The following is a 16308-nucleotide window of genomic DNA, read 5'->3' on the forward strand; positions in this document are numbered from 1 at the left end:
CGCGCAAATCACGATTTCCGTGCGAAGCCATGATATTGGCCGGCAGTGATCGCCGATTCAGGCCGGATAGGCGATCGCCATCACCTCATATTCCTTTTCCCCGGCGGGCAGGCGGACGCGGCGCAGGTCGCCGACCGCCGCGCCTCGCAGGGCGCGCGCCATCGGCGATGCCCAGCCGATGCGGCCCGCGTCCACATCCGTCTCGTCGTTGCCGACCAGCGTGACGGTGCGGCGGTTGTCATCCTCGTCCGCGATGGTGACGGTCGCGCCGAAATAGACGCGGCTCCTGTTGGGCTGCTGGCGCGGATCGACGACCTTGGCGTCCTTCATCTTCTTCGACAGGCGCTTCAACTGCCCGTCGATCTCGCGCATCCGCTTGCGCCCGTAGAGATAGTCGCCATTCTCGCTGCGGTCGCCATTGCCCGCGGCCCAGCTCACCACCTCGACGATCTTTGGACGCTCGACGCCCAGCAGATGATCATATTCGGCGCGCAGCTTCGCAAAGCCTTCAGGCGTGATGTAATTGGGGTAGGGGACGGTCATCGCCGCGCTTTAATCCGAACGCCTCCGCCCGTCACCCCGGAGTCGATTTGCCCAGATAGCGGCTGAGCACGGCAGTCGTGCCCCGGAACTTCGCCCGCTCCGGGTTCATCGCTTCATAGACGACCGCGTTCTCCAGCACCCGCTGGACATAGTTGCGCGTCTCGAAGAGCGGGATATTCTCGATCCAGCGCAGCATGTCCGCGCCCGCCAGACGCGGGTCGCCATTGGCGGCGATCCACTTGTTCACATTGCCCGGTCCGGCATTATAGGCCGCCACCGCCAGCGGGTAGCTGCCGCCATAATAGTCGAGCATCCGCTGGAAATAGGCGGACCCCAGCATGATGTTGTAGCCCGGTTCGTTGAGCGACGCAGGGTTGTAGCTCATGCCTAGCTTCCCCGCCTGCTCGCGCGCGGTGCCGGGCATCAACTGCATCAGGCCGCGCGCGCCGGCATGGCTGACGATCTGCTTGTCGAACTGGCTTTCCTGTCGCGCGATGGCATGGACCATGGTCCAGTTATATTGCGCTTCGGACGGCACAGGCACGCGCGGGAAGGCGCTGGTGCCATAGCCGGTAAGGCCGCTGGATACGGCGCGTCGGCCCACCATCACGCCCATGTCGGGTCGACCGAGGCTCTCCGCCAGTTCGACCGCGAGGCTGTGGTCGGCGTCGCTGTCGGCATTGTTGGCGATGGCGCGGGCGAACTTGCTCTGATCCTCCCAGTAACCCATCTGCCCCAGCGCCCGCGCCGCGCGCACGACCGACCGGCCCTCGAACGCCGCGCGCTCGGCGGCGGAGATGGGCGCGGCGCGCTCGACGGTGGAGGGCGGCGGGATCGGGCGGCCCAGCCGTTCGAGCGCCAGTTGGCCGTAGAACTGGTCAGGATAGACGCTCGCCTGCGTGAAATAGCTGTTGGCGCTTGCCGCATCGCCCGCCAGCAGAGCGGCGCGCCCCGCCCAATAATAGCCCTTGGACCGCGTCTGCGGCGACTTGGCCGCACTGGCGTAGGCGCGGAACATCGTCACCGCGTCGGCGGGGCGGTTGAGATTGTAGAAGGCCGTGCTCCCCGCCAGCCAGGCAAGGCTGGTATAATCGTCGCGCACGCCGATGGGCTGGCTGGACAGGTCGGTGCCCGGCGGCACCGCATCGTCGATCCGGCTGGCGATGGCGTAGGCGAAGCTCCACTGCGCATCGTTGGCCGACGCCCGCGCCTGCCCCAGCAGCACTTCGTAGAATTTCTCGGCATTGGCGGGGCGGTATGTCGCCGCCGGGCGGTTGGCGAGATATTGCCGCGCCCCGATCCAGTTGCCGGTATCGCGCAGCCACAGCGCCTTGTCGGCGGCATAGCCTGCGTCGACCGCGCCCGCCGCGTCCGCCGCCTGCATCAGCGCTGCGGCCTCGGGCGCCTTGCGGCGGAAGGCGATCCGCGCCTGAAACACGGGCTGCCGCGCGGGGCTGACATAGGCAATCATGCGCATCGCGCCCGCCATGTCATTGGCCCACAGCAGCGCGTCGGCGCGCTGCTCGTGATCCGCGACCGTAAGGCCGCTCCCGAATAGCGAGAGCAGCCGCGCCTCGTCCGCCGGAGACAGCGACCCGCCGATCCACGCGCTGCGCGCCGCGACCCGCGCCTCGCCCATCCGCCCCATCTGCATCAGCGCGACGGCGTTGCGCGCATGGCCCGTCGCCGTGCGCGCGGGATAGCGGGCGAAGAAGGCGACGACCTGCGCCGGATCGAAACTGTCGGGATTGATCCCCGTTTCGGCCAGCTGCCGCATCCGGTCCTCCCCCGGCCAGCCGGGATTGGCGATCAGGAAGCTCGAATAGGTGGAAAAGCCCAGGCCATCGCTCTGCTGGAGCGCGCGCCATGTGTTGATGGTGCCGACGATCCCGGCGTCCTGCGCCATGCCCACGCGGCTCTGCGCCTGCTGCCAGGGGGAAGGGCCGCTGTCCTGCGCCGGAAGCGGCTGGACCGTCGCGCCGCCGGGGGAGCCATATCCGGGCGGAACCGGCTGCACCGTCTCGGTCTGCGCGCCAGCGCCTGCGGTCATCAGCAACAGGGCGATAATCGGCATCCGGATGAGGTAACTTTCGACATGGGATGAGGCGCGCATGCTGGACATTATCCCCATTGCATCCTTATCAGGCCGTGAACGACGCGCTATAGCGCCTCGAAAGCTCGATCATGCCCTCTCCGCCCGGAGAATTGAAGGAGTAAATTGATGTTTTCCGGCTCGATTCCCGCTCTTGTGACCCCGTTTCGCGACGGGCGGGTGGACGAGTCAGCCTTTCGCGCCTTCGTCGACTGGCAGATTGCGGAAGGATCGAGCGCGCTGGTGCCCTGCGGCACGACCGGCGAAAGCGCGACGATGACGGTGGAGGAGCATAACCGCGTCATCGCCATCTGCGTCGATCAGGCGGCCGGGCGCGTGCCCGTGATCGCGGGCTGCGGCTCCAACGACACGCGCATCGCGCTCGAACATATGTTCGCGGCGCAGGCGGCCGGGGCGGACGGGGCGCTGGTGGTCGCGCCTTATTATAACAAGCCCAATCAGGAGGGCGTCTACCGCCACTTCGCCTTCCTCGCCGAACGCTGCGACCTGCCCATCATCCTCTACAATGTGCCCAGCCGCACCATCACCGACATCGGCGTGCCGGTGATCCATCGCCTGTCGGAAGAATATCAGTCGGTCGTCGGGATCAAGGACGCCACCGGGAATCTGGGGCGTGTCACCGCGCAGCGTCTCGCCTGCCGCGCCGACTTCTGCCAGCTTTCGGGGAATGACGAAACGGCGCTGGGCTTCAACGCGATGGGCGGAAAGGGATGCATCAGCGTCACCGCCAATGTCGCGCCGCGCCTGTGCGCCGACTTTCAGGCGGCCTGCGCCAGCCACGACTGGGATGGCGCATTGGCGCTTCAGGATCGTCTCTATCCCCTGCACGATGCCCTGTTCAGCGATTCTTCACCCGGTCCTGTCAAATATGCCCTCACGCGGGTCCGCCCCGACATGCCGGGCGACGTTCGCCTGCCGATCACCTGGCCTTCGGAATCGAGCCGGGCGGCGGTGGACCGGGCGCTGGAGATTGCGGGACTGGTCTGAGCGCCGCGCGCGCTTATATGATGAAATGAGTTGAACCGATACATGGCCCGCCCCCGTCCCGAAACCTTCGACAAGAAGAAGATCGTCGCCGAAAACCGGCGCGCGAAGTTCGAATATTTCCTGGAGGACGTGTTCGAAGCCGGGATCGCCCTGCAGGGCACCGAAGTCAAATCGCTGCGCTTTGGCGAGGGCAATATCGCCGACAGCTATGCCGAGGTGAAGGGCAGCCAGGTGTGGCTGGTCAACAGCAACATCCCCGAATTCAGCCACGGCAACCGCTTCAACCATGAATCCAAACGCCCTCGCAAGCTGCTGCTGCACGAGCGCGAGATCGCGCGGATGCACGGCGCGGTCGAACGCAAGGGCATGACGCTGGTGCCGCTGTCGCTCTATTTCAACAGCCGCGGCAAGGTGAAGGTCGAACTGGCGCTGGCCAAGGGCAAGCAGAACCACGACAAGCGCGAAACGATCAAGGAACGCGACTGGAAACGCGACCAGCAGCGCATCATGAAGGCGCACGGTTGATGAGCCGCCTGACCCGCTGGTGGCACGCCAATTGCCCGACCCGCGAATCGCTGGAGCAGAGCCGCGTGCTCGCGCCGGTCGCGCACCGCGTGCTCGAACCCTCGCTCTGGCGCTTCACCCGCCGCTCGGTGCCGCGCGGGGTGGCGCTCGGCCTCTTCGTCGGCATCTTCCTGCTGATCCCCGGCATCCAGATCGCGGGCGCGGCGCTGCTGGCGCTGCCCTTCCGCGCGAACATCCCGGTCGCGGCCGCCATGACCTTCCTCTCCAATCCCGCGACGACGCCGCTCATCCTCATGGCGTCGGTGTGGCTCGGCAACTGGATGCTGGGCCGCAGCGCCGACGCGTCGGGCTTCATGGCACTGGTCGACGGCCATGCCAGTATCCGCCAGTGGACCGGCTGGCTCCTGTCCGAAGCCGCGCCCGCCATGCTGCTCGGCCTCTTCCTCATCTCGCTGGTGTCGGCGGTGGTCGGCTATGTCATCGCCGACTGGTTCTGGCGTCACCGCATGGGCCGCAAATGGCAGGCGCGCAAATTGAGGATTGGCAAGGTCCACCAAAGCAGCGCATTGGGGAAGGCGAGCGTCTGAGCGCAGGCGCTGTCCGGCTCCGGGTGGTTTGCGGCTTATGGGTTTGAAACGGGGTGAAGAAGCCTGGGCGGTCGCGCCGCGATCCCGCCTCGCGCTGCCGCTGCTGCTGGCGGCGGCGCTCACATCGGCGGGCCTCGTCCTCTATGCCGCGGGCAGCCTGCCGCTTGCCGCCGGGTTCGGCGCGACGATCCTGACCGCCGCCGCGCTGATGGTCTGGTATCGCCATCTCTTTCCCGCCGCCGAACTTTCGCCCGACGCGACGCCCGACTGGACCGTCGCCCGCGCCGCCGCCGATGCGTCCAGCATGGCGATCGCCGTCACCGACCGCACCGGGCGGCTGGTCTGCGCCAGCGACCTCTACGGCGAATGGTTCCCCGGCTATCCCGCCCCGCCCGGCGTCACCGCCGACCCGGCCCTGACCGAAGCACTCTCCGCCGTCGCCCGCTCCGCGTGGCGCGATGGCGAAGCGGTGCACGAAGGCATGGTGCAGGGCGCGCTCCGCCTCGACGTGGACGCCGCGCGCACGGGCCGCACCGAAGATTATCTTCTCTGGCGCTTCACCCCCGTCCGCCAGCCGAGCGCGCTCGACGATGTCCACCGTTTCCTGACCGGAGAAGCGGGGCGGCAACTGGGCGAAGCGGGCATCATGGCGGCGATGATCGGCGGGGAAGGGCGCATCCGCGCCGCCAACGGCGCCTTCCTGCTGCGCGCGGCCGGACGCATCGACGCCAACATCACCGGACGCGACTTCGCCGCCCAGATGCGCGTCGATGACAAGGGCCGCCTTTTCCTCGCGCGCGAAGAGCAGGGCGGCCTGCCGCTCCGCCTGCTTCAGGTTCCGCTCAAGCGCGCGGCCCAGCCCAACGGCATGCAATCGTCGGCGCAGGACGGTCCGATGCTCCTCCTCCTCATCGACGAGCCGGGCGGGGGCGGGGGCACTTCCGCGCTCTCCTACATCGAAACCCTCCTCTCGCTCCTCCCCTTCGGCCTGGCGATGGCGGACCGGGACGGGCGCATCCTCTTCGTCAACAACGCCTTCGCCCGCGCCGCCGGGATCAAGCCGGGCGAAAAGCCGAGCTATCCCGGCGACCTCGTCGTCAGGGAAGATCAGGCGGCGGTCGCCGACGCGGTGCGCCGTTTCGCCGTGGGGCCGCAGATGTCCGGCGACATCGCGGTCCGGATGCGCGACAATCCCGACGATCCCATCGCGCTCAGCCTCGCGGGCGTGCGCGGCCTCGGCGAAGCGGCGGTGCTCCTTTCCCTCAAGGACAATAGCGAGGAAAGCAAGCTCAAGCGGCAGGTGGCGCAGGCGACCAAGATGCAGGCCATCGGCCAGCTTGCGGGCGGCGTCGCGCATGACTTCAACAACATCCTGACCGCGATCATCGGCCATTGCGACCTGATGCTGATGCGCCATACGCCCGGCGACAGCGACTATGACGATATTCAGCAGGTCAAGTCCAACAGCAACCGCGCCGCCGGTCTCACCCGCCAGCTCCTCGCCTTCTCGCGCCAGCAGACGCTCCGCCCGCAGACCCTGCAATTGCCCGACATCGTCGCCGACGTGTCCAACCTGCTCAACCGCCTGCTCGGCGAAAATGTGCGGCTCGAAGTCACCCATGGCCGCAATCTCGGCCCCGTGCGCGCCGACCCCGGCCAGCTGGAACAGGTGATCGTCAACCTCGCGGTCAACGCGCGCGACGCCATGCCCGAAGGCGGCACGCTCAACATCCAGACCTATGCCGTCCCCGCGATCAAGGTGCGTGAAATGCGCCAGCAGATCCTGCCCGCCGGGGACTATACCGCGCTGCGCGTGTCCGACACCGGCCTTGGCATCCCGCCCGACATCCTCGCCAAGATATTCGAGCCGTTCTTCACGACGAAGGAACTGGGGAAAGGCACCGGCCTTGGCCTTTCCACCGTTTACGGCATCGTCAAACAGTCGGGCGGCTATATCTTCGCCGAATCCGATCTGGGCCGGGGCGCGAGCTTCGTCATCTACCTGCCCGTCTACACCGGCGCCGATGCCGAAGCGCCCGCCGTCGCGCCCGCGCCCTCGCGCCGTGCGGAGACATGGGGCACCGGCACCATCCTGCTGGTGGAGGACGAGGACATGGTCCGCGCCGTCGCCGAACGCGCGCTGACGCGGCAGGGTTACAAGGTGCTGACCGCCAATGACGGCGAACAGGGGCTGGAAGTGCTGCACGGCGGGGAGGCGATCGACCTCCTCATCTCCGACGTGGTGATGCCCAATATGGACGGCCCGTCGATGGTGGCGAAGGCGCGGCAGACGCATCCAGACCTCCCCGTGCTCTTCATGTCGGGCTATGCCGAGGAGCAACTGCGCAAGTCGATCGACATCGCCAATGTCGCCTTCCTGCCCAAGCCCTTTTCCGTCAGCCAGTTGGCGGAGGCGGCGCGCGACGCCATGGGCGCGCCTGTCGTCGCCGAATAGGACGGCTTCTGCGCGCCGATGCCATCATGGCACTGTGCAAGCGTGCCGCGATCCGCTAGCGATTCGACTGTTAAACAAGGAACAGGCACGGCATGGCGGACGGGAAGAGCATTTTGATCGTCGAGGATGAAGCGATGATCGGCATGATGCTGGAAGATTATCTCGACGCGCTCGGCTATCGCCTGCATGGGCTGGCGGCGAGCGTCGACGAAGCCTGCGCCCATGCGCGCGAAGGCGGGTTCGACGCGGCGCTCATCGACTGCAATCTCCAGGGCGAAAAAAGCTGGCCGGTGGCGGACATCCTCGCGGAAAAGGCGATCCCCTTCGTCTTCGCGACCGGCGGCATGGCGGACGATCTGCCCGCCAGCCATGCGGATCGCCCGACGCTGGCCAAGCCCTTCACCATCGGCGCTGTGGAACGCGCGCTGGAGAAGATTCTGGGCCAGTAAGCAACGGGCGGGACGGGGAAATAGGAAATTTCCGTTCCCCTCTTGTTCCGGTAGAACAAAAAGGATACATCATCGGCACGACGCGGCGAATCGCACGCCCGCCTGACATAAGGACCGGCCGATGACTGCACTGCTCTCACTCATCGATTCCAAGAAGACGGGAAACATGGACAGACAGAAAGCACTGGATGCGGCCCTGGCGCAGATCGACCGCGCCTTCGGCAAGGGCAGCGCGATGAAGCTGGGCAGCCGCGAGAAGATGGAGATCGAGGCGATTTCCACCGGCTCGCTCGGCCTCGACATCGCGCTCGGCATCGGCGGCCTGCCCAAGGGGCGGATCATCGAAGTCTACGGCCCGGAAAGCTCGGGCAAGACGACGCTCGCGCTTCACGCCATCGCCGAAGCGCAGAAAAATGGCGGCACCGCAGCCTTCGTGGACGCCGAACATGCGCTCGACCCCGCTTATGCCAAGAAGCTGGGCGTCGACATCGACGAACTGATCGTGTCGCAGCCCGATACCGGCGAGCAGGCGCTGGAGATCGTCGACACGCTGGTGCGCTCCAACGCCATCGACGTGCTGGTGGTCGACTCGGTCGCCGCTCTGGTCCCCCGCGCGGAGATCGAGGGCGAGATGGGCGACAGCCATGTCGGCCTTCAGGCGCGCCTCATGAGCCAGGCGCTGCGCAAGCTTACCGGCTCCATCTCGCGTTCCAAATGCATGGTGATCTTCATCAACCAGGTGCGCATGAAGATCGGCGTGATGTATGGCAATCCGGAAACCACGACCGGCGGCAACGCGCTCAAATTCTACGCGTCGGTCCGCCTCGACATCCGCCGCACCGGCCAGATCAAGGATCGCGACGACATCGTGGGCAACACGACCCGCGTGAAAGTCGTCAAGAACAAGGTTGCTCCGCCCTTCAAGCAGGTCGAATTCGACATCATGTATGGCGAGGGCATTTCCAAGATCGGCGAACTGCTCGACATCGGCGTGAAGGCCGGCATGGTCGAAAAGTCGGGCGCGTGGTTCTCCTACGATTCGGTTCGCATCGGGCAGGGGCGGGAAAACGCCAAGACCTTCCTGCGCGAGCATCCCGAAATGGCCGACAGGCTCGAAAAGGCGATCCGGGGCAAGACCGAGGAAGTCGCCGAAGGCATGATGACCGGACCCGATGCGGAGGATGATGGCGAATAGGCCCGTCGCCCCGCGCCGGACGGATCATCCGGCAAGGGGCATCGGGTTTCCGCCCGCCTTGCGCATCACATTCCGAAAAGGCCCGCCGCATGTCCTTCATGCCGCGGGCCTTTTATCGTCATGAGTGCGGCACGGACCATGTTTCCGATAGGATCGCGCCAGCGCAACGAAAGAACAAAAGATGCGGGAAATATGCGAAGCTAAGCGTGCGGACGCTTGCCCCTTGCCAGCGCGCCGCCGCCCCCCGATGCTGACTGCGCCACCCGATTCGGCACCCCTCTGACATAGCGGACACCCCCTTCATGCGCGTCGCGATCGAAGCGATCCTCGACTATGAGTTTCCCGAACCGACCGAGGTGCTGCTCGCGGTCGAGGCCGCCGCCCTGCCGGACCAGCAGATCGTCGAGCAGACCCATGTCATCGACAATGCAGGCCCGCTGACCAACAGGTTCGGCGGCAGCGGCATCGGCCGCCGCACCTGGACCCGCACCGGCACCGGCCGGATGCTGAGCCGCTACCGCTCGGTCGTCGATGTCGTCCGCCCCCCGGTCGATCTGACCCGCCTGTCGCGCAGCCCTCTCCCCAGCCTGCCCGAAGACGTCCTGCCCTTTATCTGGCCCAGCCGCTATTGCGAGGCGGACCGCTTCGTCAGCTTCGCCTCCGCCCAGTTCGGCGGTCTGGACGGCGGCGCGCTGGTGCAGGCGCTGGTCGACTGGGTCCGCACCCACCTCTCCTATGTCTCGGGCAGCTCAACGGGCGCGACGACCGCCGCCGACACCTTCCTCGCCCGGCAGGGCGTATGCCGCGACTATGCCCATCTGACCGCCGCGCTCATCCGCTCGCGCGACATTCCCGCGCGGCTCGTGTCGGTCTACGCCCTCGGCCTTTCCCCGCCCGATTTTCACGCCGTGGTCGAAGTCTGGCTCGACGGCGCATGGCACATCGTCGATGCGACCGGCCTCGCGCCGGTGGAAACGATGGTGCGGATCGCGGTCGGGCGCGACGCGACCGACATCGCCTTCATGACCGTGTTCGGCAGCGCGACGATGAACGCCCAGTCGATCACCGTCACGCCCGCCTGACGCGCCCTCAATAATCCTTCGAATAGCGCAGGTTCGCCGAAGACCCGGCGTTGGTCCCCGTCTTCGACAAGAGGCTCAGCGTCCGCGACAGCGCGATCTCCAGTTGCGTGGCCGTGAACCCGCGCGAATCCGTCACCACCTCGACATAGATATTGTTCGAGATATGCTGCCCGACCGCCAGGCTCGTGCCCCGTCCCGTCGCCTCGTCGCCGCTGACGATGCCGATCCGGTCGATGCCCGACGCGCCCTGCAGCTTGCCCATCGGGTTGAGGCCGCCGCTCCCGCCGCGCAGCCCGTTGAGTGCCGCGGCAAGCTGCACCGCCTGGATCGGCGACAGGTTGGCGACATTGTCGCCGAACAGGATGCGCGACAATATTTCGTCCTGCGGCAGCGTCGGCGTCGAAATGAAGCTGATGTCGGGCTGCTGCGCGCTGCCGGTCACGCTTATGCCCGCCGTCACCGTGTTGATCCGCGTCGTCGCCTCGATGTTCAGCGTCGGATTGGTCATCGGCCCGTTGAAGCTGATGACGCCTTCATCCAGATTGAACTGGTGGCCCGAGAAGCTGTAGCGCCCGCGCAGCACCTCCAGCCGCCCGGAAACACGCGGCGCGGCGGTCGTGCCGGTGACGCGCATGTCGGTCTTCCATTCCGAATCCAGCCCCATGCCCGTGACGTAGATTTCGTTGTCGGCACGAACCCGGATGTCGAGCTTCCACACCGCTGGCGCCGCCGCCGCCTGACGCGCGGCCGTGCGCGCGGCGAGCGGGTCGCTGCCGTCGCCCTTGCGCCGCACGCCGGTCAACTGCCGGATTTCGGTGCCGCCCTGCCACGCCACGCGATAACGGGTCTCGGGCAGGCGCAGGTCGCCCTTGATGAGGCCGCCATTGGCCGCGCTGTTGGTGATCGACAGCGTGCCGCTCACCACGCTGGTGATCGCCTCGCTCCGCGCCAGCCGCGCGCGGTCGAGCTTCGCTGTAATGTCGATGGGAAAGCCGCTCGCCGCCGCCAGCCCGACCGTGCCCGACGCCTGCACCGTGCCGTCGCCCGCGCGGCCCGAAAAGTTGCGCAGCTCCAGCCGGTCGTTGGTAAAGCGTCCGTCGAGCCGCATCTGCGTCACTCGCGTGCCGAACGTCTCATTGTCGTAGGTCAGCGCATTGGCCCGCACAACGCCGTTGAGGCGCGGATCGTTGAGCCGCCCGCCAAAGTCCGCCGCGATGGCGATCCCGCCGCGCAGCGTCTGGTCGGCCAGCCCCGCGAAGGAGAAGGGCACGTCCGCCGGACCGGCATAGCGGATGCCGCCGCTAAATGGCGCATTCTGCAACTGCCCGGCCCAGCCCGCGCCCGCTCCGGGAGGCGCCAGCGTCGCCACGAACCGCCCCAGCGTCGTATTGCCCCGGCGGATGAGCCCGCGCAGGTCGCCGCCCGCCGAAGACAGCTTGCCCTCGATCGCCATCGACACGGGGTTGGACACGGCGGTCAGGCTCGACCGGCGGAAATCGGAGATGGCGATGCGCGTCGTCGCGGTGGGAAAGCCGCTGCCCTGCTGCGCGAAGTCCAGGCTCCCCGTTGCGCGCCCGGTGACGCCGAGGCCTGGCACCGCGATGTTGGCGATGGCGAGGTCGAAATCCTTGAACCGCGCCTGCATCGCGGTCGCGTCGCCGAAGCGCCCGGCCAGATCGACCTTGCCCTGCGGCAGCACCAGCGTCGCGGGTTCGAGCCGGTATCCGCCCTTCTCGACGCGGACGATCGCGGGCTGCGCCAGACGAAAGCCGATATTGGCGGCGCTCCCCTGCAGGGCGACGGCATAGAGGTCGGGGCGCAGCGCGGCGTTGGCGGCGATGGAGAAGGGCACGCCGCTCGATCCGTCCGCCACCAGTTGCGCCTGTCCGCGCCCGCCGCGATAGTCGACCCGCGCCCGCGCCTTGCGCACGACATAGTCGCCATAGGCCGCATTGGCGATCTGCGCGTCGGCGCGGATCTGGGGCTGCTCGGTCAGCAGCAGCGACGCGGTGACGATGGCCCGGCCGATGACGACATCGGCCTCGCCCGGCAGTTTCGCGTTGCTGGCGGTCGCGTTCACGTCAACGCCCTGCACCTTGCCCACGGCGGCGAGCCGGACCTGCCCGCTAATGCCCGACCCGTTCATGGCAAGCTGCCCGGTGAAGGGACCGGTGGCGCTCTGCTGGAGGCGGCCGTTCATGTCGACCCCGGCAAAGCGCGCCTTGGTCACATCAATGGTCAGCGGACCCTTGGCGGTGCGGATCAGCACATTGGCGAAGAAGGGGCCGTAGGGCGACCCGCCCGTCGCTTCCAGCCGGTATCCCGCCGCCTCGCCGTTCAGCTTCGCGACGACATCGGTCAGTTGCACGCCGACATTGGGCCGCGCCGCGCGCAGCACCGCCTGCGGACGGTCCATCGTGCCGCGCACGGTCAGCGCCAGCGGCCCATATTGGCGCGACGATGCCGTCGCGTCGAACGCGATCCGCCCGTCCGTGTCATAGCTGCCAGACCCCGACCGGATGGTGAAGTTTGGCGCCGCGCCCTTGAGGCCTTCGAGCGTGAACCTGCCCTCGGGCGTCATGCCGATCCGCCCGCTCGCGACCGCATTGCCGCCCAGGAAATCGCGGACCGACGCATTTTCCCACCGCGCCGTGCGCACGCCGAACCGGCCCGAAAGGCCAAAGCCGCCGCGCGGGCCGGGCACCAGCTTCACATCGGTGTTGAGGTTGACGATCCCGACCCCGTCGATCTTATAGTCGTTAACCCGCCCCTTGAGTGCGCCGCGATAGATGGCGTTGTCGAGGTCGGCGAGCACGATGGCGGTCGCATCCACCCGGTCGCTGTCGATCTTCAGATTGTCGCTGATGAGCTTCCCGCCCGCATAGGCGAAGTCGCCCTTCACCCGCAGCCGGTTGAGCAGGCCGCCCGCCGCCGCGTTGAGGCCGGTCACGCGGCTGGCCGTCGCGCTCACCGGAATGCGAATGCGGTCGCTGTCGATCACCGCGCGCCCGCTGGCCTTCAGATTCTCGATCCCGGTAGCATCGAACGCCAGCGCTCTGGCCGTGATGTCATAGTCGACGAAAGGCGTCGCCATCGGCCCGTCGAGGATCACCGACGCGCGCACGTCGCGCCCGCGCACCTTCTCCATGATCGCGCCTGGGGTCAGCAGCGCGGCATTGATCCGCAGGGCGCTGAACCGGCTCGCGCCAAGGTCGATCAGCCCCTGCGCCTCCGCCGCCAGCGCGGGCGAACGCAGCGTGCCCCTGATGTTGGCGCGCCGTTCGTTGAGGCCCACCAGTAGGTCGAGGTCGAGTTGCGGCGCGGTCAGCCGGCCGACCGTGCCCGCGAACACCAGCCCCGGACGCAGCGGGCCTCTGACCGCGAAATTGCCGTACCGCGCCGCCAGCGACAAGCTTGCAAGCTCTCCCTTCGGGCTGGTCGCGACCAGCTTCCCGTCCCACGCCTGCCATGTGCCCCGCCCGTCGAGCGTCGCGGTCACGCCATCCGTCAAGCCGGACATGGCGGCGATGACGCCGCCTTTCGGCGCGGTCAGCGTCCCGCTCATCGCGAGGCGGTTCTGCGACGGCACCGCGTCCAGCTTCGCCTGCAACCGGTCGCCGCTGTCGACGATGGCGCTGGCGGACAGTTGCGCGCGCCCGTCCGCGATATGGGTCACGCCGTCGATGGCGATCTCGCGCTTCTGCCCGATCACCGGGCGCGCCAGCACGAAGCGGGCGATCTTCAGCCGGTCGACGTCGATGTCCAGATCGGGCAGGATCGGTGCGTTGGGATCGCTCTGCGTCACATTGAACTGCGGGCTGCGCGCCAGCACGATCAGCGGGCTTTCCAACAGGCTGACGGAGATATGGTTGTTCACATATCGGAACGGCTTCCACACCATATGCACGCGCGGGCTGACTGCGAATACGCCCCTGGGATCGCGCAGCACGAGGTCGTGGATCACCATATCGCTATAGACCGACCCCTCGATCCGCCCGACCTCGATCTTCATGCCGGATTCGAGTTGCAGCGCGGCGATCTGCCCGATCAGGAAGCGCTTGCCCGGCTGCGTATTGAGGCCGAGCAGCAGCGCCCCCGTAAGCAGGACCAGCGCGGCGATCAGGCCCGCGACGCCGATGGCGATCTTCTGCCACAGCGGGCGCTTCCCGCGCACCACGACGACCTCGTCGGGGGCCGGGGCGGGGGGAGGGGTGTCGTCCTGCGCCATCAGAAGGCCTGCCCTATGCCGATATAGATGGCGAACTTGGATTCGCCCGGCTGCCGGTTGATCGGCATCGCGATGTCCGCGCGGAACGGCCCGAAATTGGTGTAGAAGCGCCCGCCGACGCCCACGCCGTAGCGCATGTCGCTGAACCTTGGGATCTGGCTTTCATAGACCTGTCCCGCATCGACGAAGGCGACGACGCCGTAATTGCCGAAGCGATAGCGGCCCTCGACCGCGAACTCGTTGACCGACCGGCCGCCGATGGGGTCGTTGTTCACGTCCTTCGGCCCCAGCTCCTGAAAGCCGAAGCCCCGCACCGATCCGCCGCCGCCCGCATAGACGCGCCGCGATGGCGCGACATCGTCCCGCGCCACGCCGCTGATGGTGCCGAGCCGCGTGCGCGCCGCGATCACGATCCCGCCTGCGACGGGATAATAGCCCGAAAGGTCGAATGTCGCGCGCAGATAGGGGGAGAAATTGCCCTGCAACGAGCCTTCCGGCTCCGCACGCAGATTGGCGCGGAAGCCCTTCGTGGGATTGAGCAGATCGTTGGAGCGGTCATAGCCGATCTGGAGCGGCAGCCCGCCGATGAGGTAGGTGCGCCGGTCCTTCGCCCCCGTCGCGGGATCGACCACCACCTGTTCGTTGGTGCCCAGGATCTCCGCGCCATAGCTGTAGGTCCAGCGCTTCTGGAAGATCGGGGTCGACTGGCGCGACCAGCCGATTTTCACGCCCGCGGTGAAGGCTTCATAGGCGGCATAATTCTGGTGGTTGAGCGTGATGCCCGTCTGGAACGTCCGGTCGCGCTTGCCCGCATTCGACCGGCGGAACGTGCCCGACACGCCCTGTTCCTGCGTGCCGATCACCGCGCCCGCGATCACCGCGCCTTCGGGCGGGAAGAGGTTGCGGTGCGTCCACGTCCCTTCCGCGCGGAATCCCTGCCCGGTGCCATAGCCCGCTTCCCCCGCCAGCGTGCGCGGCGGCCCGGCTTCCTGATCGACCATCAGGTCGACATATTCGGTCCCGTCCGGTCCCGGCTCCCCGGTCCGCACCGGCTCCACCGCCACGCTGGAAAAGAGGCCCGTCGCCACCAGCGCCTTGCGCAGGTCGTCGACCTTGCGGCTGTCATAAAGTTCGCCGGGCTTGTAGCGCTTTATGACCTCCATATGGTCGGCGCCGAACGCCTGCTTCTCGCCCCGCGTCGCGATCCTGCGGAAACTGCCGCGCGGCCCGACATCGACGGGCAGCGTATAGTCGCCGGTGACGGTCGCGGGATCGAGCAAGATATCCCGCTGCCCCACCTTGGCGAAGGGATAACCCTTCTCCGGCAGCCTGACGCCGACATTCGCCTCCGCGCTCTCCACATTCGCCGCCACGATATAGTCGCCGGTCCTGAGCGGCAGGCTGTCGCGCACCAGCGTGGGCGGCACCGTGGGCGCCGCGGTGATGACGATATTGCCGATTTTATAGCGCTTGCCCGGCGTCACTGTAACAACGGCCTTCAGCGTCCCTTCACCCGTCTGATCGAGGCTGGCGAGCGCGGTCGCATCATAATAGCCCTCGGAATAGAGCAGCCTCACGGCCAGCTTCTCGTCCTCGTCGGCGCGCGCCTGCACCATGGCGGCGGTGTCCGCCCGGCCTTTTCCGTCGATCAGCGCAGATTCGCCGCGAAACTCGTCCTCAAGGCCGGTCCTGCCGAACCCTTCGATGCTCGTGGCATATCGGATTTCGGGCAGCTTCTCGTTCGGGTCGTCGCCCAGCGCGGCGTTGTCCGGCACGGTCACACTGCCCAGCGGTTGCAGCGGCTGCGCCAGCTCTCTCTCCTCCGCCGGTTCGATGGCGGGCGGCAGGGCGGTGGGCACGCTCGACTGCTGCGGCATCTGCCGGTCCATCCAGCTATCTATCGACGGCAGCGGCGCGCCCGGATCGCCGCCCTCTACTTTCGGCAGGCGCGCATCGAACTGGTCGTCGGGCAGGATCGGCTCTTCCGCTTCGCCTGCCTGCGCCGCTGGCGGGGGTAGCGTCTGCGCCATCAGGGGGAGGGGGGACATTCCGATCAGCAACAGGCCCAGCAGTCGCCGGACAGGATAAGCCTGTCGTCCCATCGTCACGTCGCGCAGCCCCTTTTCGCGCCGCGCTTATGTTCA

Annotated in this window: 11 protein-coding genes; 7 read left to right on the forward strand and 4 right to left on the reverse strand. The window is 67.3% G+C overall.

Annotation, left to right across the window (positions count from 1 at the left end):
- Positions 1-57: 57 nt before the first annotated feature.
- Both greB and SAMIE_RS18720 read right to left on the reverse strand, forming a co-directional pair.
- On the reverse strand, positions 58-543 hold the full coding sequence (gene greB, locus SAMIE_RS18715; protein ID WP_066696006.1) for a transcription elongation factor GreB: 486 nt from the start codon (positions 541-543) through the stop codon (positions 58-60).
- 31 nt (positions 544-574) lie between these two features.
- On the reverse strand, positions 575-2617 hold the full coding sequence (locus SAMIE_RS18720; RefSeq protein ID WP_408641268.1) for a lytic transglycosylase domain-containing protein: 2043 nt from the start codon (positions 2615-2617) through the stop codon (positions 575-577).
- A gap of 147 nt (positions 2618-2764) precedes the next feature.
- On the opposite strand from SAMIE_RS18720, the gene dapA reads away from it, so the two are divergent.
- The 7 genes from dapA to SAMIE_RS18755 all read left to right on the forward strand — a co-directional run bounded on the left by dapA (position 2765) and on the right by SAMIE_RS18755 (position 9936).
- Entirely contained in the window at positions 2765-3643 is an 879-nt protein-coding gene (gene dapA / locus SAMIE_RS18725) for a 4-hydroxy-tetrahydrodipicolinate synthase (protein ID WP_066696012.1), read from the forward strand.
- 42 nt (positions 3644-3685) lie between these two features.
- Positions 3686-4168: an SsrA-binding protein SmpB gene (smpB, locus tag SAMIE_RS18730; protein ID WP_066696017.1), complete on the forward strand. Its 483-nt coding sequence runs from the start codon at positions 3686-3688 to the stop codon at positions 4166-4168.
- On the forward strand, positions 4168-4755 hold the full coding sequence (locus tag SAMIE_RS18735; protein WP_408641250.1) for a DUF2062 domain-containing protein: 588 nt from the start codon (positions 4168-4170) through the stop codon (positions 4753-4755). Before smpB ends, SAMIE_RS18735 begins: the two co-directional genes overlap by 1 nt.
- Positions 4756-4792: 37 nt before the next feature.
- A complete protein-coding gene (locus SAMIE_RS18740; protein ID WP_066696021.1) occupies positions 4793-7210 on the forward strand; it encodes a hybrid sensor histidine kinase/response regulator in 2418 nt (805 codons plus the stop codon).
- 92 nt (positions 7211-7302) lie between these two features.
- Positions 7303-7659 (forward strand): response regulator, encoded by a 357-nt coding sequence (locus tag SAMIE_RS18745; RefSeq protein WP_066696023.1) that lies wholly within the window; start codon positions 7303-7305, stop codon positions 7657-7659.
- A gap of 121 nt (positions 7660-7780) precedes the next feature.
- Positions 7781-8854 (forward strand): recombinase RecA, encoded by a 1074-nt coding sequence (recA, locus tag SAMIE_RS18750; protein WP_066696025.1) that lies wholly within the window; start codon positions 7781-7783, stop codon positions 8852-8854.
- A 302-nt stretch (positions 8855-9156) separates the two neighbouring features.
- Positions 9157-9936: a transglutaminase-like domain-containing protein gene (locus tag SAMIE_RS18755; RefSeq protein WP_066696027.1), complete on the forward strand. Its 780-nt coding sequence runs from the start codon at positions 9157-9159 to the stop codon at positions 9934-9936.
- 7 nt (positions 9937-9943) lie between these two features.
- Here the strand turns inward: SAMIE_RS18755 and SAMIE_RS18760 are convergent, their stop codons facing one another.
- Both SAMIE_RS18760 and SAMIE_RS18765 read right to left on the reverse strand, forming a co-directional pair.
- Positions 9944-14164: a translocation/assembly module TamB domain-containing protein gene (locus SAMIE_RS18760; protein ID WP_066696029.1), complete on the reverse strand. Its 4221-nt coding sequence runs from the start codon at positions 14162-14164 to the stop codon at positions 9944-9946.
- On the reverse strand, positions 14164-16266 hold the full coding sequence (locus tag SAMIE_RS18765) for an autotransporter assembly complex protein TamA (RefSeq protein ID WP_066696031.1): 2103 nt from the start codon (positions 16264-16266) through the stop codon (positions 14164-14166). The genes SAMIE_RS18760 and SAMIE_RS18765 overlap by 1 nt, the downstream gene beginning before the upstream one ends.
- Positions 16267-16308 lie beyond the last annotated feature (42 nt).

This window comes from Sphingobium amiense (genome assembly GCF_003967075.1).
Taxonomy (GTDB): Bacteria; Pseudomonadota; Alphaproteobacteria; order Sphingomonadales; family Sphingomonadaceae; genus Sphingobium; species Sphingobium amiense.